A 19,744-nucleotide genomic window follows, 5' to 3' on the forward strand; every position below is an offset into this window, starting at 1 on the left:
TCAGCACTCCAGCATGGGCCGCATCAGCCGTTCGATGCGATGGCGTGCCGGTATGCAGTCGCCCAATTGGTGAAGGACCCAGTTGGCGTCGTGATACGTTGGCAGGTAGCGCTCGCCCGCATCGCACAGAAGCGATAACAGCGAGCCCTGCTCGCCAAGCGCCAGCATCTCATGAGCCAGCGTCAGCATGCCGAAAAAATTGGTGCCGGTGGACGGGCCGACGCGGCGCCCCAGTAACTGGCCAAGCGCTTGCATGGCAGCCAGTGAGTCGGTGTCGGCCACTTCAAGCATCCGGTCGATGACGGTCCGAATAAAGCTGGCTTCCACACGCGGCCGCCCAATGCCTTCGATGCGCGAGCCTGGACCGGTCAGCTCGGCGTTGCCGGTGCGGTGGTATTCGCCAAAAACCGAGCCGGTCGGGTCGGCCACGCACAACTGGCTGGCGTGGCGCTGGTAACGCACATAACGGCCAATCGTGGCGCTGGTGCCGCCCGTGCCGGCGCCCACCACGATCCAGCGCGGTACTGGATGGCGTTCACGCGCCATCTGGCTGAACATACTTTGGGCAATGTTGTTGTTGCCGCGCCAGTCGGTGGCGCGTTCGGCGTAGGTGAACTGGTCCATGTAATGGCCCTGTGTGTCGCTGGCCAACTGGCGGGCGGCGTCATGTACCTGCGAGGCGCTGTCGACCCAGTGGCAGCGCCCGCCGTAAAAGGTAATTTGCGCCACTTTTTCTGGCGATGTATTGCGCGGCATGACGGCCACAAAAGGCAGGCCCAGCAGACGGGCGAAATAGGCTTCGCTGACTGCCGTGGAGCCGCTGGATGCCTCGACGATGGTTGACGATTCATGGATGAAACCATTGCACAACGCATACAAAAAAAGCGAGCGTGCCAGCCGATGCTTCAGACTGCCAGTCGGATGCGTTGATTCGTCCTTTAGGTAAAAATCAATACCCTGTGACGCAAATTCAGGCAACGGCAAGGCGATGAGGTGGGTGTCTGCACTGCGCTGAAAGTCCGCCTCAATACGGTCAATTGCGGCGCTGAGCCAGCGATCTCTAGAAGTGTGAAAAGACGTCATGCCATAGATTCTCGCCAAATGCCTGCCAGTTGTCGCCGGTTCCGCATGAAAGCGGTTTTACAGGTTGCACTATTGACTGATTTTTCGGGCTTCTTCGACTTGATATTCGAAGTAGCGCTGGAAGCTGAAGACAATGCTCGACATCAAAGAGATGGTGCCAAACAGCAAGGCAAACACCACGGCGCCTATCGTCAACCAGTTGGTGTTGCCGGCGCGTGCATCGGGCGTCGCCGGATTGTGGATCGCGTTCCATTTTTCAGACGCCATCAAGCCGTAATAAATTCCGGTCAGCGCTGTGCCTGCCAGCGTGAAACCCAGCAGGGGAATCAGTATCCATGCGAGGTGGTCGTCTTGGCCGTACATCCGTACCCGCTCGACGCCCCACCAACCCAATGCCGCTGCCAGGGGGTGCACCCAAGCCCACAGGTCACGCCAGCCATAAAGGTAAAGGCGGTGCAGCCCCAACTGGCCGCCGATGAAAGCCAGCCAGGTGGCGAGTGTTTTGTTTTTCTGACGAGATGAATGCATGCGCTGGATTATGGGGTGGACGGCTCGTTTGGTGGCTCCGAACTGCCAAGTCCCAAGGTCTTTTGCATGATCACAATGTCGCGCCAAGCGCCGAATTTCCAGCCGCAGTCCTTGACGGTGCCAACTTGTTCGAAGCCCACTGCGCGATGCACGCCAATCGAGCCGGCATTGGCCGAATCACCAATGATGGCCATGACCTTGCGTATCCCCACTGCCTCACAATGCGCCAAGAGTTCGGCCAGCAGGGCGCGGCCCAGGCCCTTACGGTCCAAACCAGGTGCAAGATATACAGAGTCCTCGACCGAATACCGGTAGGCGGGACGCAGCTTGAACCAATTGCCGTAGGCAAAGCCCAAAATATTTCCGTCCTGCTCGGCCACCAGATAGGGCAGGCCTTTGGACAGCACATCGGTCCGCCGGGTCGCCATGTCGGCGGTACTTGGCGGCTCGGTTTCAAAAGTGCCGGTGCCGTGAAGGACATGGTGTGCATAAATTGCGGTGATGGCCGCGATATCTTCATCGCGGCTGGGGCGTAGGAGGGGCATGCGGGATGCTAAGCAAAGAGGTTGATGAATTTTCGATTTTTTCATCGGTGGCGAAGATCACGGGGACGATTTTCCATTGAAAACGGCCCGGCACGCGATGTAACCGGGAGCGCAAGCTATAATCGCAGGCTTTGCAGCATTTCGCTGGCCGGGTGGCCATGTCGTGTGTCTCAAGCGCTGCAGGAACATTGGGGTTATTTTTACCCCGCCACCCAAGGATAAATCATGGTCGTCATCCGGCTTTCACGCGGCGGTTCTAAGCACCGTCCATTTTTCAACATCGTTGTGGCTGACAAGCGCGTTCGCCGCGATGGTCGTTTCATCGAGCGCATCGGTTTTTACAACCCGATTGCCAAAGGCGGCGAAGAAGGCCTGCGCATCGTGCAGGACCGCCTGACCCACTGGATCGGTGTTGGCGCCCAGGCGTCTCCGACCGTTCTGCGCCTGATCAAGCAAGGCGGCGCTTCGGTTGCAGTTACTGCCGCTGAACTGCCTGCTGAAGTCGCAGCAGCCTGATTTAGCTGCTTTTCAATGATGCCTGGCCTTCAACCGTCCGTGGATTTGACACCGTCAAAGCTGCCTGAAGACGCGATTGAGGTCGGGCGCATTCTGGATGCATGGGGTGTCAAGGGCTGGCTCAAGGTCCTGCCGCATAGCAACGATCCAGAAGCGCTTCTTTCCGCTAAAACCTGGTACCTGCAGGCGCCTGATGCCAAGTTCCGACCCGGTTTCAGCCTTTTTTCCGGCACCGTCTCCCTCAAGGTGGACGAATCAAAAATTCATTCCGGCTCGGTGGTGGTCAAGTTCGCAAATCTTGACGATCGCACCCCTGCTGAAGCCTTGCGCGGCGCCCGTATATTCTTGTCGCGCAGCAGCTTTCCAGCCGCTTCCCCTGATGAATACTACTGGGTCGATTTGATCGGCCTGAACGTGGTTAACCGCGAAGGCGTTGCCTTGGGCTGCGTTCGCGATTTGATGACGACTGGCCCCCAATCGGTCTTGTGCATCGAATACACGATGACGCAGGAAGACGGCAGCAGTGCCGTAGCCGAGCGCATGATTCCCTTTGTTGCAGCCTATGTGGACAAGGTTGATATTGCCGGCAAATGCGTCACGGTTGACTGGCAACCCGACTACTGAGGCTTGATGCTGCGCCCGGGCGTCATGCCTTGTCGTTTCCAGCCACTCGTTTGGTACTCAAAGTAGGTTTTCATGCGCTTTGATGTCATCACCCTGTTTCCCGAACTTTTTGCGCCCTTCCTGACCTGCGGCGTGACGCGACGCGCCTATGAATCCGGCCTGGTCGATGTCCGGCTCTGGAACCCGCGCGACTTTGCAGATGGACGTTACCGGCGGGTCGATGACCGGCCCTTTGGCGGTGGCCCGGGCATGGTCATGCTGGCTGAGCCGCTCACGCTGTGCCTAGAAAGCATTCGTGCTGACCGCGCCGCTCTGGGTGCACCCGATGCGCCCACGGTTCTTTTTTCTCCTGTCGGCGAGGTGCTGAACCATGCCAGCGTCGAGCGCTGGTCTGGCTCTAGCTGCGGCGCGGTGCTGATCTGCGGCCGGTACGAAGGCTTGGACCAGCGCTTCATTGAAACCCATGTCGATCTTCAGGTCAGCCTGGGCGACTTTGTGCTGTCGGGCGGTGAAATCGCCGCCATGGCCCTGCTGGATGCGGTGGCGCGGCTTCAGCCGGGCGTGTTGAATGACGAGGCAAGCCATCAGATGGACAGTTTTAATCCGGCGCTTGATGGCTTGCTGGACTGCCCGCACTACACCCGCCCCGAAGCCTGGCGTGGTCAAGCCGTGCCGCCAATCCTGATGTCAGGTAACCATGCGCACATTGAACGCTGGCGACGCGATCAACGGCTGGCCCTGACGCAACGCGAGCGCCCCGAACTGGTCCGTGCAGCGCGCAGAGCTGGACAGCTGAGCATGGGCGACGAAGCTTTTCTGGCTGATTTGCCAAAAAATCCGGAGCCGGACGCCTGAATTGCTATAATCATGGGCTTTTCGATCCTCTGGCGGCCACTGCAACCACCTGATTTTTTGAATCAATTACTGGATTTGCGGTCTTTAGCGTAGCGCGTGCATGAGCGAAATTAGTTAGATGGAAAAATCATGAATCTGATTCAGACTCTTGAGCAGGAAGAAATTGCCCGCTTGAACAAGACCATTCCCGTTTATGCGCCTGGCGACACCGTCATCGTGAGCGTGAATGTGGTTGAGGGCACGCGCAAGCGTTTGCAGGCTTTTGAAGGCGTCGTGATTGCCAAGCGCAATCGCGGTCTCAATTCCAGCTTCATTGTTCGCAAGATCTCCAATGGCGAAGGCGTCGAGCGTACATTCCAGGTGTACAGCCCGCTGATCGCCAAGATTGAAGTCAAGCGCAAGGGTGACGTGCGACGCGCCAAGCTGTACTACCTGCGTAGCCGCAGCGGCAAGTCGGCGCGTATCAAGGAAAAGCTGGGCATCAAGGCTGTCAAGACAGCCAAGGTCGTGCAGCCTGCACAGGCTGCGTAAAAGCAGCCGTCAAGCATTTTTTGCTTTTGAAAAGCCGCTCTGTGGAGCGGCTTTTTTTATGCTTTGTTATCCTGCCTTGCCATGAACCCCGTCAAGTCTTTTTCCCTGCCCGTATTTGATCCGCGCTCCATTCCTGTCCTTGGCAGTGACAGCCACATGGCCGGCGTCGGCTCTGACCGGCTAACGCCGCAAGCGCTGCGTGACCGCTTTCGTCATCCGCCTATGTGGACGCCTGAACACAGCGTAGAGATGAGCTTTTCCGACCGGCAACCGGCGCTGGCCGCCGTCTTGCTGCCATTGGTGATGCGTGAGGAACTCATGCTGTTGCTGACCGAGCGCTCGACCAACCTGTCCACGCACTCAGGCCAGATTGCCTTTCCGGGTGGTCGTACCGACGACACCGACCAGGATGCGGTTGACACCGCGCTGCGGGAAGCGCACGAGGAAATAGCCTTGCCGCGCCACCATGTCGAGGTGTTGGGTACCTTGCCGACCTATGTCACAGGCTCGGCCTTCATCATCACGCCGGTCGTGGCGCTGGTCACGCCAGGTTTTCAGCTGCATCCCAACCCGGGAGAAGTGGCCGATGTGTTTGAAGTCCCGCTCAGATTCCTGATGAACCCCGCGCACCATCAGCGTCATGAATCAGAGTTCAACGGCGTGCTGCGCCAGTGGCTGTCCATGCCTTACAACGACCCGATGAGCCACATGGCGGGCAGCGAAACCAGGGAGCGCTACATCTGGGGCGCAACCGCCGGCATGCTGCGCAACTTTTACCGTTTTCTCAGCGCCTAAAGCCTTCGCATTGCAGCAAACCAAACGCATTGGGGCGCAATAGCGCCAAAGTGCGCATGCAGCTTTCAAGACCAGCCAGGGGGCCGGAACCGCCTTCGCCGGGCCGCAGGCGCAGCAGCCCCATCCGGGGTGGCCACGAACCACACAGTGGAGAGCGTGGGGGCCAGTTATGATTTGCCATGAGCTTTTTTGCCGTTTTGTTTGCCTTGATCCTGGAACAGGCCCGTCCATTGGCCCGTGGCAACTGGGTTCATGCTGCTTTCCTGGGCTGGTCGCGTTGGGGCCACCGCAGCCTGGACGCTGGCAAGCCGCACCACGGATGGATCACCTGGATGTTTGCCGTCATGGTGCCTACACTGCTCACACTGCTGATGCACTGGTTGCTCTGGCAGGTCAACATCTTGCTGGCCTTTGTCTGGAGCGTGGCGGTCCTGTATGTCACGCTGGGGTTTCGCCAGTTCAGCCATTATTTCACTGACATTCGCAATGCACTGGACGATGGCAACGAAGACATCGCCCGCGAGTTGTTGGCTGAATGGCGCCAGGTGGATGCCAGCGAATTGCCGCGAAGCGAAATCGTTCGCCATGTGATCGAGTATTCAGTGCTCGCCGCACACCGCCATGTGTTTGGCGTACTTGGCTGGTTCTCAGTGCTGGCCGCTTTGGGGTTCGGACCAGCCGGTGCTGTGCTTTACCGCATGAGCGAATTTGTGGCGCGTTACTGGAGCTACAAAAGCAGAACACCGGGAGAGGGCGCCAGCCCGGCCCTGCAGCAGGTGGCCAACCTTGCCTGGGGCGTCATTGATTTCGTGCCTTCGCGTATCACGTCACTGGGGTTTGCCGTGGTTGGCAGTTTCGAAGACGCTATCGATTCATGGCGAAATTACACGCAACGCTTTCCATCAGGTGCCGCTCTGGCCACAGCCAGCCGTAACGATGGGCTAATTCTGGCGGCCACATCAGGCGCGGTGAATGTACGGCTTGGAGGCGTGGCGCTCGATGCTGTTCAGGTGTCCCCTGCCGCGCAGGAATTCGAGGTCGGTGGACTGGTCGATGTTGGCGATGTCCCCGTCGCGGCAGCAATGACCTGCCGCGAGCCTGAGGTAGCCCACCTGCGCAGCGTCGTGGGCCTGGTCTGGCGCTCGGTAGTTCTGTGGATGGTGCTGCTGGCGCTGCTGACGCTGGCGCGGCTGCTGGGCTGAAAGCCTGGCAGCGCCCGGCGTACTTTTTCAATACCGCGTCTGCGACAGCTCTTCGAACAACTCGCTATACAAACGATAGCGATTAGCGCTTATGCTGCTTGCGTGATCGATCGATTTTACTTCTGAAATCACGCCACAGCCCGGTTCATGCAAGTGCGTGCAGTTGTAGAACTTGCAGTCCTGCGCATGCGCTTTGAAGTCCGGCATGTAGTTGGCCAGTTGCATCGGCTCAATGTGGTGCAATCCGAATTCCTGGAAGCCCGGCGAGTCGATCAACGCCGTTGTCCTGTCTTCATCAACCCAGTACAGCGTCGTGCTGGTTGTGGTGTGCTTGCCCGAGTTCAGGGCTTGCGAAATCTCGGCGGTTAATACCTTGGCCTGCGGCACCAGCAAGTTGGTCAGGCTGCTTTTTCCTGCACCCGACGGGCCGAGCACCAGGGTTTTTTTTCCGCGCAGCAATTCCATCAGTTCGCGAGTCTGCACCGAATCTTCAGGCACGGTCGCGGCTTTTGGCTTGATTGCCAGCGGCAGTATCTGGTAGCCCATGGTGCGGTAGGGCGCCAGCTTGTTCCAGGCCCGACCGAAGGGCTCGGCCAGGTCACTCTTGTTCAAGGCAATGACAGGCTTGATGTGCTCGGCTTCTGCTGCAATCAAAGCGCGCGTCAGCTGGCTTTCAGAGAATTCGGGCTCTGCCGCGATCAGGATCAGCACCTGGTCCAGGTTGGCCGCAAACGACTTGGTGCGCATTTCGTCCTGGCGGTAAAAAAGGTTGCTGCGTTCATCGATCTTTTCGATCGTGCCTTCATCCTGCGACGGCAGCCAGCGAATGCGGTCGCCCACAACCACCTGGCTTTTCTTGCCGCGTGGATGGCAGATCACCCGCTCGCCGGATTCGGTTTCGACCATCACATGGCGTCCAAAGCCGGCCACCACCAGACCCGATTGCGTGCCGGCAAGCGCTGCTGTGCCGGCACGCGCCGGACGAGAGGGCTTGCTCAAGCCAGCAAGGCGTCAACCCTCGACGCGCAGAAAAAGTCGCTTACGGAAATGCCCTTGACATCGTGCGTGTTGAAGCGCACCTTGCACTGCCCGTAACTGGCTTCAAGGTCGGGATGATGGTCTTCTGCGTTGGCAATGAATGCCACCGCATTCACAAAACCGATGGTTTCGTAAAAATTCTTGAATTTGAAGGTTTGCTCCAGCGCACCGTCGATCAGCCGCCAGCCCGAGGCCTGCTCGCCATTGAGGTTGCTCAGATGGGTGACGATTTCTGTGGCGCTCAGGGCGCGACGGTTTTGATGGATCGGGTTGCTCATGCGGCTGCGCTTTCTGGAGAGGGGGTGAGGGTGCTGAGAGTCGCCATGCGTCCCAGCCGCTCGGAGGCTGGAGGGTGGGAATAATAGAACTTCACAAATACCGGATCAGGCGTGAGCGTGCTGGCATTGTCCTTGTAAAGCTTGAGCAGCGCGCTTTGCAGGTCGCGGCCGTCGGTCTGCGAAATGGCGTAGGCATCTGCCTCGAACTCATGCTTGCGCGACGACTGCGCCAAGAGCGGGGAAACAAAAAAGGTGAACAGCGGCACGACCATCAGGAACAGCAGCAGCGCCAGCGCGTCGTTGCTGCCCTCCAGGTTGGGCTGCACGCCCAGCCCGGTGTAAAACCAGACCTGGGTTGACAGCCAGCCGAGCAAAGCAAACCCCACCAAACTCATGGCAAACATCACGCCGATGCGTTTGATGATGTGCTTGTGCTTGAAATGGCCCAGTTCATGCGCCAGCACGGCATCGACCTCGGCCGGGTTGAGTTGGTTGAGCAACGTGTCGTAGAACACCACTCGTTTGGCCGCGCCAAAGCCGGTGAAGTAGGCATTGGCATGCGCCGAGCGCCTGCTTCCGTCCATCACGAACAGGCCCTTGGCGGCAAAGCCGCAGCGCTGCATCAGCGCCGTGACGCGCGTTTTCAGGGCTTCGTCGTCCAGCGGCTTGAACTTGTTGAACAGCGGCGCAATCACCGTTGGAAACAGCACCAGCACCAGCAGGTTGAAACCCATCCAGACGATCCAGGTCCACAACCACCACAGCGCGCCCGCGCTGCCCATGAGCCACAGGATCAGCGCCACGATGGGCAGGCCGACGAGCGCGCCAACGGCCGTGGACTTCACCAGGTCGGCCAGCCACAGCCTGAGCGTCATCTTGTTGAAGCCAAACCGCTCCTCAAGCCGGAACGTCTTGTAGAGCGTGAACGGCAGGTCAAGCAAGCCACTGATCGCGCCGAATGCCGCGAGCAGCGCCAGTTGTGGCACCAGCGCGCCATAGTCAGCCAGACCCGAGCGCACCAAAGTCTGGTTCAGCGTGTCGATGCCGCCCAGCAGCGTCCAGCCCATCAGCAGCGCGGCTGCAAAGGCCATTTCCAGCATTCCCAGGCGTGTCTTGGCAATCGTGTAATCCGCCGCCTTCTGGTGCGAAGCCAAGCTGATGGTGGATGCAAAAGCCGCCGGCACCTGGTTCCGGTTCCGTGCAACATGGCGAATCTGCCGCGAGGCCAGGTAGAACTTCGTCAGCAGCCCAAGCATGAGAAGTGCGGCGAACAGTAATGTGAATACAAAAGAGGGGTCAGTCATGGCAACGAGTTTAGGCGATAGGCGAGAATTGCAAGATGTTAGAGACTGAACCCTTATTAAAGAAATCCGACCAGAACCTGGTCTGGCTGGACTGCGAAATGACCGGGCTGGACCCTGAAAAGGAACGCATCATTGAAATTGCCGTCGTCGTGACCGGCCCGCAACTCACGCCGCGCATCGAAGGCCCGGTACTGGCCATTCACCAGTCCGACGAACTTCTGGGGCAGATGGACAAATGGAACAAGGGCACGCATGGCCGTAGTGGTCTGATCGACAAGGTCAAGGCCAGCACGGTGAACGAAGAAGATGCCCAGACGCAATTGCTCGCCTTCCTGGCAAAGTACGTTCCCAAGGGCAAGGTGCCGATGTGCGGCAACTCCATTGGCCAGGACCGGCGCTTTTTGGTCAAGTACATGCCCAAGCTTGAAATCTTTTTTCATTACCGCAATGTCGATGTCAGCACCTTCAAGGAACTGGCGAAGCGCTGGCAGCCCGAGGTCTGCAGTGCTTTCAAGAAACGTCAGCTCCACACAGCGCTGGCAGATGTGCACGAGTCAATTGACGAATTGCAGCACTACCGCGATCATTTTTTGAAGTAATTCAAAGCTCTTTTGGTAGTTTGCGGATATGCGGTATGTGATTGTCGCTATCAAAATGATATTTTTTTTAGCAATGGGAATTGCTTTTAAAATTGATGATGCGCAGAAGTAACACTGATTTATCAAAGGTAACTGGTAGAAACCCGTAAATCATGCCATAATCAGTGGCTTGCAGTTGCACACAGTGCCAACCGCATTTGTACATCTACCTCACACTTTTGGACTCTTTTTTCAGAGTCGACGCACCAAGGCAGTTCCGTTCTTGGTCCGTATATTCGTTTGATGGTTGATGTTTTATTAACCATGAACGAAGCCTCTCGCATCGCGGGGGTGGAGTTTCCTGTTCATTCGCCACAAACGAAGCGGACAGGGGATTAGTGAGAAGAAAACATGACTGACTCTTTTGAAACTCGCGGCGACTTTGCGTCCGAAAATACCGAAACCATTTCCGATCTGGACATCCACGTGATTCCCGATTTCTCGTCCGACGAGCCTGTTGCCGTGGCAACTTCGCTGGAAGCCGTTGCGGCCGAGCCCAACGGCTTTGTGAAACTCGGCCTGGCCAAGGAACTGCTGCAAGCTGTTGCCGACATGGGTTTCACCCAGCCCACCGCCGTGCAGATGGCCACCATCCCGAAGGCCATGCAAGCCCTCGATGCTGACCCTAAAGCGCCAAAATTTACTGACCTGCTGGTGTCCAGCCAGACCGGTAGCGGCAAGACCGCTGCGTTCCTGCTGCCCGTGCTGCACACCCTGCTGAAGCAGCAGGAAGAAGCCGAGCTTTTTGAGCGTTCAGAATTTGAACGCCTGAGCGCCGAAGCCGTCGCCCGCGGCGAAGCGCCTTTGAAGAAGCCAAAGCGCAAGGACCCGACCAACATGCGCAACTTCAAGGCCGCCACGCCCGGTGCCTTGATCCTGTGCCCGACGCGCGAGCTGGCCCAACAGGTCTGCGCCGACGCAATTGACCTGGTTCGCCATTGCCGCGGCCTGCGTGTTGCCAACGTCGTTGGCGGCATTCCTTACCAGCTGCAAATTGCCAAACTGCAAAACGCCGACCTCGTCGTGGCCACGCCCGGACGTCTGCTGGACTTGCAGCGCAGCATGCAGATCAAGCTCGACAAGGTGCAATTCCTTGTCGTTGACGAGGCCGACCGCATGCTCGACCTCGGCTTTGCCGACGACCTGACCGAAGTCAACCAGCTCACCATCGAGCGCAAGCAGACCATGATGTTCAGCGCCACGTTTGCGCCGCGCATCATGCAACTCGCGACCCGCGTGATGCGCCAGCCACAGCGCGTCGAGATCGACTCGCCGCACGAAAAGCATGCGTCGATCACCCAGTCTTTGCTGTGGGCCGACAACATGACCCACAAGCGCAAGCTACTGGACCACTGGCTGCGCGACACCACCATCAACCAAGCCATCGTTTTTGCCTGCACGCAAGTTGAGTGCGATGGTTTGGCCAATGACCTGGTGCAAGAAGGCTTCAGCGCCGTGGCATTGCACGGTGCGCTGGGCCAGGGCTTGCGCAACCGCCGCCTGATGGCGTTCCGCGATGGCCGAGTGCAGATTCTGGTCGCTACCGACGTGGCTGCCCGTGGCCTGGACGTTCCAACCATCACCCACGTCATCAACTACGGCCTGCCGATGAAAGCCGAAGACTACGTGCACCGCATTGGCCGTACCGGCCGTGCCGGTCGCGAAGGCCAGGCGATCACGATTGCCGAATTCCGCGATCGCCGCAAGATCCAGGACATCGAGCACTACACCCAGCAAAACCTCAAGGCCAGCACCATTCCAGGCCTGGAGCCACAGCAGCGTTTTGCCCCAACCTCCGAGCGTCCACGTGGCAATTTCGGCGGTGGTCGCGATGACCGTGGTGGTGGCGGCCGCAGCTTCGGTGGTGGTGGCGACCGTGGCGGCTTCGGCGGCCGCAAGCCAGCCGGCGGTGGTTTCGGTGGCGGAAATGCAGGCAGTTTTGGCGGCAATTCCGGTGGTGGCTTCGGCGGCAACCGCGATGACCGTGGCGGCGCCTTCCAGGGTCGTCCTCCAGCGCCTCAAGGCAACAACTACGCCGACCGTTCGGGCTTCAATGACCGCAATGCCCGTCGCCCCGATGACCGTGGCTTTAGCGGCGGCAACAACAGCAACGCCGGCTTTGCACCGCGTGAAGACCGTGGCAACTTTGGCGGTGGCAACGAAGGCTTTGCGCCTCGTGGCGATTTTGCAGACCGCAAGCCCGCATTTGCCCGTCCTGCCGGCAAGGTGTTCGTTCCCCGTGATGCGGCTAAAAAGCCGGGTGGCAAGTTCACCAAGCCTTTTCGCGACTGATCATGGTGTGAACCGCTGATTATTTTTTAATCAGCCTTCACAACAAAAGGCCGCTGCCCACCGAAAGGTGGGCAGCGGCCTTTTTCATGGGCATTCCAGCAAAGGCTTGTGCCAAGATACGGTTTTCGTAAACCTCCCAAAGATACCCCCATGAAAAGCCAAGAACAAACGTGGAACCCGCTGTGGCTTGACAGCATGTACAACAACCGGTTGCTGGTGCCCGGTTATGCAACGCACTTCACGCGCTGGGTGACAGATTCCCAACATGCGCGCCAAAAGCAGCCGTGCCTGCTTGACGTGGCTTATGGCGAGCAGCCTGGCGAAACGCTGGATATCTTTCCGGCCAGCGGCGTCAGTCCGGCCAAAGGCGCGCCAGTGCTGGTGTTCATACACGGTGGCTACTGGCGTGCGCTGGACAAAGCCGATCATTCTTTCATTGCACCCACGTTCACGCAGGCCGGTGCCTGCGTTGTGGTGCTCAACTACACTTTATGTCCGGCGGTGACGATTCCTGAAATCGTCAGTCAAATGGTGAAGGCGCTAGCCTGGACGTGGCGGCATATCGAAGCGCAGGGCGGTGACCCCGCACGCATCACAGTGGCCGGACATTCTGCGGGAGGGCACCTGGCCGCGATGCTGCTAACCTGCGCCTGGCCGGCCCACGCAACCGATTTGCCGAAAACCCTGGTGAAGAGCGCGCTGTCTATTTCGGGCCTGTTCGATCTGGAACCGATTCGTCAGACGCCTTTCCTGCAGGATTTGAACTTGACGCCTGAACAGGTCAGGCAAGCAAGCCCGGTGTTGCTCCCGCGTCCAAGGCAAGGCACGCTTTGCTCGGTCGCGGGCGGTGACGAAAGCGAAGAGTTTTTACGCCAGAACCTGCTGATTCAGCAAACCTGGGGGATGGATACTGTCCCGGTTTGCGAATCGCTGCCGGGTCTGAACCATTTCAGCGTGCTGGAGGCGATGATTGCGCCTGGTCACCGCCTCCACCAGCTGACGCTGGAACTCCTTGGTCTTGACGAAATGCCGCGCCACTGACAGGCGGCGCGGCCTGGTTCACATCATCAGGTCTTCGTTCGAGTTTTTACCGCCCAGAATCACGTAATTGACCTTGCGGATGTCCATCAGCCGGATGCCGCCCGAGTAGCTGATGGCGCTTTGCACGTCTTCTTCCATTTCGCGCAGCGTGTCGACCAGCTTGCCCTTGATCGGCTCCAGAATGCGCTTGCCCTCGACGTGCTTGTATTCGCCCTTGTTGAAGTCCGAGGCGCTGCCGTAGTATTCCTTGAACTGCTGGCCATCGACCTCAACCGTCTGGCCAGGGCTTTCTTCGAGGCCGGCCAGCATGGAGCCGATCATCACCATGGTCGCTCCAAAACGGATCGACTTGGCAACGTCGCCATGCTCCCTGATGCCGCCGTCGGCAATGATCGGCTTGGTGGCCACACGGGCGCACCACTTGAGCGCCGACAGCTGCCAGCCACCCGTGCCAAAGCCGGTCTTCATCTTGGTGATGCAGACCTTGCCGGGGCCAATGCCGACCTTTGTCGCATCGGCGCCCCAGTTTTCCAGGTCGATCACCGCCTCTGGCGTCGCCACGTTGCCGGCGATCACAAAGGATGCCGGCAGCTTGTCCTTCAGGTAGCGGATCATTTTCTGCACGGTGTCGGCATGGCCGTGGGCAATGTCGATGGTGATGTAGTCAGGCGCCAGGCCTTCGGCCACCAGCTGGTCCACGGTGTTGTAGTCGGGTTGCTTCACGCCCAGTGAGATGGATGCATAAACGCCCTTGGCCTTCATGTCGCGGACAAACTGCAAATTGTCCAGGTCAAAGCGGTGCATCACGTAAAAATAACCGTTTTGCGCCATCCAGACACAAATGTCCTGGTTGACCACCGTTTTCATGTTGGCCGGCACCACCGGAATGCGAAAACTGCGCGAGCCCAGCGTCACGCTGGCATCGCATTCGGAGCGGCTTTCCACGCGGCATTTGCGCGGCAGCAGCAGGATGTTGTCGTAGTCGAATATTTCCATGATTTCCCCAAGCTCCAGAAAAAAACTGTTGATGAACAGAAGGCGCTTGGACTGGCCGGTTTTTGAAGAAATATTCACCGCAGGTGTGAAATTCCCAAAAAAAAACCGGGCGCAATTGCTTGGGCCCGGTGACTGATTCTAGAGGCCTGGCGGCCCGCTAAACGGGATTGGCAGCAATATCCCTGCAGGCTGGTGCGTCAAGGTGCAATACAACGCGATTGCGCTGCCAGCAGCACCCGGCCCCTTTCATCCTCGACCCAGCCGACGACGCGAAGGCGGTCAGGATTTGCCGCTGGCGCAATGTTCATGGAGCGGCTTTCAAACAACCTGTTTTGCTCATCTTTTGATAGCCTCTTGCGCCCGTCCCAATTGCGCGAAAGCACGTTTCGGACAAGATTTCTCTCCACGGGCGAGCCTTCAACGCCCGCCGGCAGTGTTTCCACCAGTGCCAGCCAGGCGGTCATGGACTGCCGGGCGGCTGGCGACAGCGGCTTGAGTTCAATGGAGGCGCCCAGGTAATCGGCAACCGGCAAACCGTGGGCCACGCGGAGCGCCGCACCCTTGATGCCCTTGACTGCATGCGAAATCGTTTTGCTTTCGGCGGGCACGCCTTGCCCGAGTGCCTCCAGCCGGGTTAGCGCATCGCGCGTGGCCACGGCTGACAGGGGCGCGTCGTCGCCCTGGCGGCTGGGTAGGACCCAATCCAGCGCCACGGCATGGCTTTCTGGCACCGGCGTGGCTGCATCGGTCCAGCAGGTGTCGCAGTCGGCATTGATGAAGCGCTCCATGAGCTGGACCGGCCGGGGCTGGCCATCGCTGGCGCAAAACGATTGCGCTTGTGCGGCAAACCCGGGCGCTGCCAGTGCCACAGCAAGAAGCAGGGGCGTAAAAAATTGCGTATTTGGAAATGTCATGGTGCAGCAGGGTAGCCAGGAGGTTCGGTGGCGCGGTCCGGGATTGTTGAAAGTCGCGCCATCATTGTTGTTTTTGAAAAATCGTGCCGGCTGGCGCAGAAAAGCCCCGCACCGGTGTCGCCACAAGCGCGGGTTCAGGCCATTCGCGCAGCAGGGCGCAGGGGACTTTCTACAATAAGCGATGTTCTCAGAAGCCTCTTCCTCATCTTCCCCATTGTCCCCGTCGCCGCTGCTGCACAACCTCAATCCCGAGCAACTCGCCGCCGTCACGCTGCCGGCCACGCATGCCTTGATATTGGCGGGAGCCGGATCGGGCAAGACCCGCGTGCTGACCACGCGCATCGCCTGGCTGCTGCAAACCGGTCAGGTGTCGTCCAGCGGCATTCTGGCGGTGACCTTTACCAACAAGGCGGCCAAGGAAATGCTGACCCGCCTGTCGGCCATGCTGCCGATCAATGTGCGCGGCATGTGGATTGGCACCTTCCACGGGCTGTGCAACCGTTTCCTGCGGGCGCACTACAAGCTGGCCAATCTGCCTTCGACGTTCCAGATACTGGACACGCAGGACCAGCTGTCGGCCATCAAGCGGCTGTGCAAGCAGTTCAATGTCCACGACGACCGCTTCCCCCCAAAACAACTGCAATGGTTCATTGCCGCCTGCAAGGAAGACGGCCAGCGCGCCAAGGATGTCCCGGTTCGCGACGAGGACAGCCGCAAGAAAGCCGAGATTTACGCGCTGTATGAAGCGCAGTGCCAGCGAGAAGGCGTGGTCGATTTTGGCGAATTGATGCTGCGCAGCTACGAGCTGCTGCGGGACAACCCAGCCGTTCGCGAGCATTACCAGCGGCGCTTCCGGCATATCCTGATTGACGAGTTCCAGGATACCAACAAGCTGCAATACGCCTGGATCAAGATGCTGGCCGGGCAGGGCGATGAAGCTTCGCACAGTGTGCAGGGCATGCCGGGCGGCTCGGTGGTGGCGGTGGGTGACGATGACCAGAGCATCTATGCCTTTCGCGGCGCGCGCGTCGGCAACATGGCCGATTTCGTGCGCGAGTTCGAGGTGACGCACCAGATCAAGCTGGAGCGCAATTACCGCAGTTTCGGCAATATTCTGGACACAGCCAATGAACTGATCAGCCATAACACCAACCGCCTGGGCAAGAACCTGAGTACCGAAGCCGGGCCGGGCGAACCGGTTCGGGTGCATGAGTCGGCCAGTGACTTTGCCGAAGCGCAGTGGTTTGTCGATGAGGTGAAGCAACTGGTGCGGGACGGCACCGAGCGCAAGGAAATTGCGCTGCTGTACCGCAGCAACGCGCAAAGCCGGGTGATGGAAACCGCGCTGTTCAATGCCGGCCTTCCTTACCGTGTGTATGGCGGCCTGCGGTTTTTCGAGCGCGCTGAAATCAAGCATGCGCTGGCTTATTTGCGCCTGCTCGACAACCCGAACGACGACACCAGCTTCATGCGCGTGGTGAACTTTCCGCCGCGCGGCATCGGCGCCCGCACCATTGAGCAGTTACAAGACATTTCACGTGCCTCGGGGTGCTCGCTGCATGACGGCGTGAGCGCGGTGCCGGGCAAGGCGGGCACCAATCTGGGCGCGTTTGTGGCGAAGCTGGACGTGGTGCGCGAACAGACCGAAGGCGCTACGCTGCGCGAAATCATCGAACTCGTGCTGCAGCACAGTGGCCTGGAAGAACATTACAGAACCGACAAGGACGGCCAGGACCGGCTGGAAAACCTGGCCGAGCTGGTGAATGCAGCCGAGGCCTTTGTTAGCCATGAAGGCTTTGGCCGCGATGCAGTCGCCTTGCCGGTTGATGAACTGGGCAGCGGCTTGAGCCAGTCGCCCGTCAGTCAGGGGCTGGACCTGAGCGCGCCGGTGATTGACCAGCCTTCACCCGAAGGGCTGGCGCCGGACCTGGAGACCGGCGAAACGCTGTCGCCGCTGGTCGCCTTTTTGACCCATGCCGCGCTGGAAGCCGGCGACAACCAGGCGCTGGCCGGCCAGGATGCGGTGCAGCTCATGACGGTGCATTCATCCAAAGGGCTGGAATTCGACTGCGTGTTCATCACCGGCCTCGAAGACGGCATCTTTCCGCATGAAAACGCCTTGAGCGACGCCGGCGGCATCGAGGAAGAACGCCGGCTGATGTACGTCGCCATCACGCGCGCCAGAAAGCGCCTGTATCTGAGCCATTCGCAGACGCGCATGCTGCATGGCCAGACGCGCTACAACGTCAAGAGCCGGTTTTATGAAGAACTGCCCGACGCAGCGCTCAAATGGATCACGCCGAAGAAACAGGGATTTTCATCGGGCTTTGGTGCTGATAATTCAGGCGCGGGTCATGGCCGCGGCGATTGGGCCAGCAGCCTGTTTGCTTCAAGATCCGGCAGCGCAGAACGTGCGGCCAGCCCGCCCGTGCCGGCGCAAAAAAGCACGCCTTCGCACGGGCTGAAAAACGGAACCAATGTGTTCCATGCCAAGTTTGGCGAAGGCCGGGTGGAAATGCTCGAAGGCACGGGCGACGACGCCAGGGCAAAAATCAACTTTACCCGGCATGGCGTGAAATGGCTGGCGCTGGGCGTAGCCAAGCTGACGGTGATTTAGCGCGGAATCCGGTGAGTTTGCTTGCTGACCACCGTTGCAATCAAAAAATCCAGCTTTTTTGCTATTGAATCAATAGCTTTGAGCACATATTCAGCCGGCGAAAAAAGCCTTTTCAATACTTGAAATTGATTTCTGGTCAGCGCAAATACGCTCTGCCCCCGGGACGCCAGGAAATCAGGCCGGTTCGTCCTGCAGCAACTCGTCCGTCTCTGAAAAACAGTCGCGAAACGTGAAATAAATCGAGGTGAAGAACATGGCGACGATCACCAGCGCCACCGGAAACATTGCGACGGTGGCCAGCATCGGATTGCCCAGCAGCGTGGCAATCAGCGACACCACAATGGCTGCCAGCACGAACACACCAGTCCAGGCCAGACCAAAAATGGTGAAGGCGCCAAAGTTCTTGTAGCAGGCCATGGCGCTGAAAAACAGGCTCTTGACCGGCGACACGCCATGCCAGTGGACCAGCGCCGGCGCATGCCAGAACAGCAGCGACAGCGGGAGATACAACGCCATTGCCACCCACATCGCCATCTGGAAGCTGTCCTGCATGACCAGCTCTTCGGTAATCTTTCCGCCCACCAGGTACAGGCTGGCAAACTGCCCGCCATCGATCAGCGCGGAAATGCCCATCAATGCCAGGAAGCCTGCGGCATACAGCCCGCCCAGCACCATCATGGCGCGCATCCGCTGCTGGCCGGCGCGAAAGGCGCTGATCAGGATCGATGGCATGGGGAACTTGCCTTTGGCCGCTTCCTGGGTCGCCGCCATCAGTCCCAGGGTGGCAGCGGGCAGCAGCGCCAGGGCCAGGGCCGCGCCGATGAAGGGCACCAGCGTGGCGATCGAGAGCATCGCCATGAACATGAAGAACAGGCCGGCCATGGCCAGCGGTTGCTTTATGAAGGTCTTGATGCCCAGCTTGACCCAGGTCAGGCCGGTGCGGGCGGGAACAATATTCAATTTCATGGCAAGGGGCTACAAAAGATAGGGCTGTGCAAGCCGTTCGCGCAGCACGCGCTCGAAATGGCCCGGATCATGGGCTTTCAGCATGGCGGCATCGCGCGGCAGGTGGAAATCCCACAGCCGCGATACCCAAAAACGCAGCGCGCCGGCACGCTGCATGGCGGGCAGCAGCGTGCGTTCCTGCGCCGTCAGGGGCCGGACTTTCTGGTAAGCCGTCATGAAGGCATCGGCACGCACTGTGTCGAGCTTGCCGGTTTCCAGCGCAATGCACCAGTCGTTCAGGCAGATGCCGATGTCGAACAAAAAGGTGTCGCAGCCGGCAAAGTAAAAATCGAAAAATCCCGTGAGCTGGCCGTTTTCGAACATGACGTTGTCGCGGAACAAATCGGCATGGATGACACCGCGCGGCAGGCTGCGGTAGCCGGGCGACGCGGCAACATGGTTTTGATACGCCAGTTCGCCCATAATCAGGCTGCGCTGGTCTTCATCCAGGTGGGGCAGCACCACCGGCACGGTTTCGTTCCACCACGGCAGGCCGCGCAGGTTGGGCTGCTGGCGCTCGTAGTCGAGGCCGGCCAGGTGCAGGCGGGCCAGCATGTCGCCGACCCCGGCGCAATGGGCCGGAGTGGGCGCAAGCTCGCTATGGCCGCGCAACTTGTGCACCACGGAGGCAGGCTTGCCCTTGAGGCGATGCAGCAGATTGCCCTTGGCGTCAGGCGCAGGGTTGGGCACGGGAATGCCACACGTCGCCAGGTGCTTCATCAGGTGCAGGTAAAACGGCAATTGCTCGAAGCTCAAGCGTTCAAACAGCGTCAGCACATACTGGCCCTGGTCGGTATCGACGAAGTAATTGGTGTTTTCGATGCCGCCTGATGCCCCCTTGAGGTGCTGCAGTTGACCCAAATCTAGAAAGCGCAAGAACGCTGCAGCCTCGTCAAACGAGACCTCGGTGAATACGGCCATGCGTGAAAAAGAACCTTGTGC

General features: G+C 59.2%; 20 protein-coding genes. 10 read left to right on the forward strand and 10 right to left on the reverse strand.

Annotated features, from left to right (window positions below; translation table 11 throughout):
• The 3 genes from H4V98_RS08520 to H4V98_RS08530 form a co-directional block, all read right to left on the reverse strand.
• Window positions 1-1,083: a PLP-dependent cysteine synthase family protein gene (locus H4V98_RS08520; protein ID WP_280757435.1), complete on the reverse strand. Its 1,083-nt coding sequence runs from the start codon at window positions 1,081-1,083 to the stop codon at window positions 1-3.
• 69 nt (window positions 1,084-1,152) lie between these two features.
• Window positions 1,153-1,611 (reverse strand): hypothetical protein, encoded by a 459-nt coding sequence (locus H4V98_RS08525; RefSeq protein ID WP_196862900.1) that lies wholly within the window; start codon window positions 1,609-1,611, stop codon window positions 1,153-1,155.
• An 8-nt stretch (window positions 1,612-1,619) separates the two neighbouring features.
• The gene (locus H4V98_RS08530) at window positions 1,620-2,156 is read right to left on the reverse strand and encodes a GNAT family N-acetyltransferase (RefSeq protein ID WP_196862899.1); all 537 of its coding nucleotides are present in this window, start codon (window positions 2,154-2,156) and stop codon (window positions 1,620-1,622) included.
• A 225-nt stretch (window positions 2,157-2,381) separates the two neighbouring features.
• Here H4V98_RS08530 and rpsP point away from each other — a divergent pair, with 225 nt between their 5' ends.
• The 6 genes from rpsP (at window position 2,382) to H4V98_RS08560 (ending at window position 6,679) form a co-directional block, all read left to right on the forward strand.
• The gene (gene rpsP, locus H4V98_RS08535; RefSeq protein WP_196862898.1) at window positions 2,382-2,672 is read left to right on the forward strand and encodes a 30S ribosomal protein S16; all 291 of its coding nucleotides are present in this window, start codon (window positions 2,382-2,384) and stop codon (window positions 2,670-2,672) included.
• Window positions 2,673-2,687: 15 nt separating this feature from the next.
• Window positions 2,688-3,296: a ribosome maturation factor RimM gene (gene rimM, locus H4V98_RS08540; RefSeq protein WP_196862897.1), complete on the forward strand. Its 609-nt coding sequence runs from the start codon at window positions 2,688-2,690 to the stop codon at window positions 3,294-3,296.
• Between the two features lie 72 nt (window positions 3,297-3,368).
• Complete coding sequence (trmD, locus tag H4V98_RS08545) at window positions 3,369-4,151, forward strand: tRNA (guanosine(37)-N1)-methyltransferase TrmD (protein ID WP_280757436.1); 783 nt, start codon at window positions 3,369-3,371, stop codon at window positions 4,149-4,151.
• Window positions 4,152-4,280: 129 nt separating this feature from the next.
• Window positions 4,281-4,682 carry a 50S ribosomal protein L19 gene (gene rplS / locus H4V98_RS08550; protein ID WP_196862895.1) on the forward strand — a complete coding sequence of 134 codons (402 nt, stop codon included), beginning with the start codon at window positions 4,281-4,283 and terminating at the stop codon, window positions 4,680-4,682.
• Between the two features lie 81 nt (window positions 4,683-4,763).
• Window positions 4,764-5,477, forward strand: a complete 714-nt coding sequence (locus tag H4V98_RS08555; protein ID WP_196862894.1) for a CoA pyrophosphatase — start codon at window positions 4,764-4,766, stop codon at window positions 5,475-5,477.
• Between the two features lie 179 nt (window positions 5,478-5,656).
• On the forward strand, window positions 5,657-6,679 hold the full coding sequence (locus H4V98_RS08560; protein WP_196862893.1) for a CobD/CbiB family protein: 1,023 nt from the start codon (window positions 5,657-5,659) through the stop codon (window positions 6,677-6,679).
• A gap of 27 nt (window positions 6,680-6,706) precedes the next feature.
• Here the strand turns inward: H4V98_RS08560 and rsgA are convergent, their stop codons facing one another.
• The 3 genes from rsgA to H4V98_RS08575 are packed head-to-tail and all read right to left on the reverse strand — an operon-like array spanning window position 6,707 to window position 9,299.
• Window positions 6,707-7,678 carry a ribosome small subunit-dependent GTPase A gene (gene rsgA / locus H4V98_RS08565; protein WP_196862892.1) on the reverse strand — a complete coding sequence of 324 codons (972 nt, stop codon included), beginning with the start codon at window positions 7,676-7,678 and terminating at the stop codon, window positions 6,707-6,709.
• Window positions 7,675-7,995, reverse strand: coding sequence for a 4a-hydroxytetrahydrobiopterin dehydratase (locus H4V98_RS08570; RefSeq protein ID WP_196862891.1), 321 nt, complete (start codon window positions 7,993-7,995; stop codon window positions 7,675-7,677). The genes rsgA and H4V98_RS08570 overlap by 4 nt, the downstream gene beginning before the upstream one ends.
• The gene (locus H4V98_RS08575) at window positions 7,992-9,299 is read right to left on the reverse strand and encodes a M48 family metallopeptidase (RefSeq protein ID WP_196862890.1); all 1,308 of its coding nucleotides are present in this window, start codon (window positions 9,297-9,299) and stop codon (window positions 7,992-7,994) included. The genes H4V98_RS08570 and H4V98_RS08575 overlap by 4 nt, the downstream gene beginning before the upstream one ends.
• 35 nt (window positions 9,300-9,334) lie before the next feature.
• Between H4V98_RS08575 and orn the strand changes: the two genes are divergently transcribed.
• The 3 genes from orn to H4V98_RS08590 all read left to right on the forward strand — a co-directional run bounded on the left by orn (window position 9,335) and on the right by H4V98_RS08590 (window position 13,270).
• Window positions 9,335-9,898 (forward strand): oligoribonuclease, encoded by a 564-nt coding sequence (gene orn / locus H4V98_RS08580; protein ID WP_196862889.1) that lies wholly within the window; start codon window positions 9,335-9,337, stop codon window positions 9,896-9,898.
• Between the two features lie 390 nt (window positions 9,899-10,288).
• Window positions 10,289-12,229, forward strand: coding sequence for a DEAD/DEAH box helicase (locus H4V98_RS08585; RefSeq protein WP_196862888.1), 1,941 nt, complete (start codon window positions 10,289-10,291; stop codon window positions 12,227-12,229).
• 150 nt (window positions 12,230-12,379) lie between these two features.
• Window positions 12,380-13,270 (forward strand): alpha/beta hydrolase, encoded by an 891-nt coding sequence (locus tag H4V98_RS08590; protein WP_196862887.1) that lies wholly within the window; start codon window positions 12,380-12,382, stop codon window positions 13,268-13,270.
• A gap of 18 nt (window positions 13,271-13,288) precedes the next feature.
• Here the strand turns inward: H4V98_RS08590 and H4V98_RS08595 are convergent, their stop codons facing one another.
• Both H4V98_RS08595 and H4V98_RS08600 read right to left on the reverse strand, forming a co-directional pair.
• The gene (locus H4V98_RS08595) at window positions 13,289-14,266 is read right to left on the reverse strand and encodes a GMP reductase (protein ID WP_196862931.1); all 978 of its coding nucleotides are present in this window, start codon (window positions 14,264-14,266) and stop codon (window positions 13,289-13,291) included.
• Between the two features lie 197 nt (window positions 14,267-14,463).
• A complete protein-coding gene (locus tag H4V98_RS08600) occupies window positions 14,464-15,180 on the reverse strand; it encodes a hypothetical protein (protein WP_231374656.1) in 717 nt (238 codons plus the stop codon).
• Window positions 15,181-15,361: 181 nt separating this feature from the next.
• Here H4V98_RS08600 and H4V98_RS08605 point away from each other — a divergent pair, with 181 nt between their 5' ends.
• A complete protein-coding gene (locus H4V98_RS08605; protein ID WP_196862886.1) occupies window positions 15,362-17,797 on the forward strand; it encodes a UvrD-helicase domain-containing protein in 2,436 nt (811 codons plus the stop codon).
• 174 nt (window positions 17,798-17,971) lie between these two features.
• On the opposite strand, the gene H4V98_RS08610 is transcribed toward H4V98_RS08605, so the two are convergent.
• Window positions 17,972-18,763 (reverse strand): BPSS1780 family membrane protein, encoded by a 792-nt coding sequence (locus tag H4V98_RS08610; RefSeq protein WP_196862885.1) that lies wholly within the window; start codon window positions 18,761-18,763, stop codon window positions 17,972-17,974.
• Between the two features lie 9 nt (window positions 18,764-18,772).
• The gene (locus H4V98_RS08615) at window positions 18,773-19,723 is read right to left on the reverse strand and encodes a homoserine kinase (RefSeq protein WP_196862884.1); all 951 of its coding nucleotides are present in this window, start codon (window positions 19,721-19,723) and stop codon (window positions 18,773-18,775) included.
• Window positions 19,724-19,744 lie beyond the last annotated feature (21 nt).

The organism is Polaromonas sp. CG_23.6 (genome assembly GCF_029892315.1).
Lineage (GTDB): Bacteria > Pseudomonadota > Gammaproteobacteria > Burkholderiales > Burkholderiaceae_C > Polaromonas.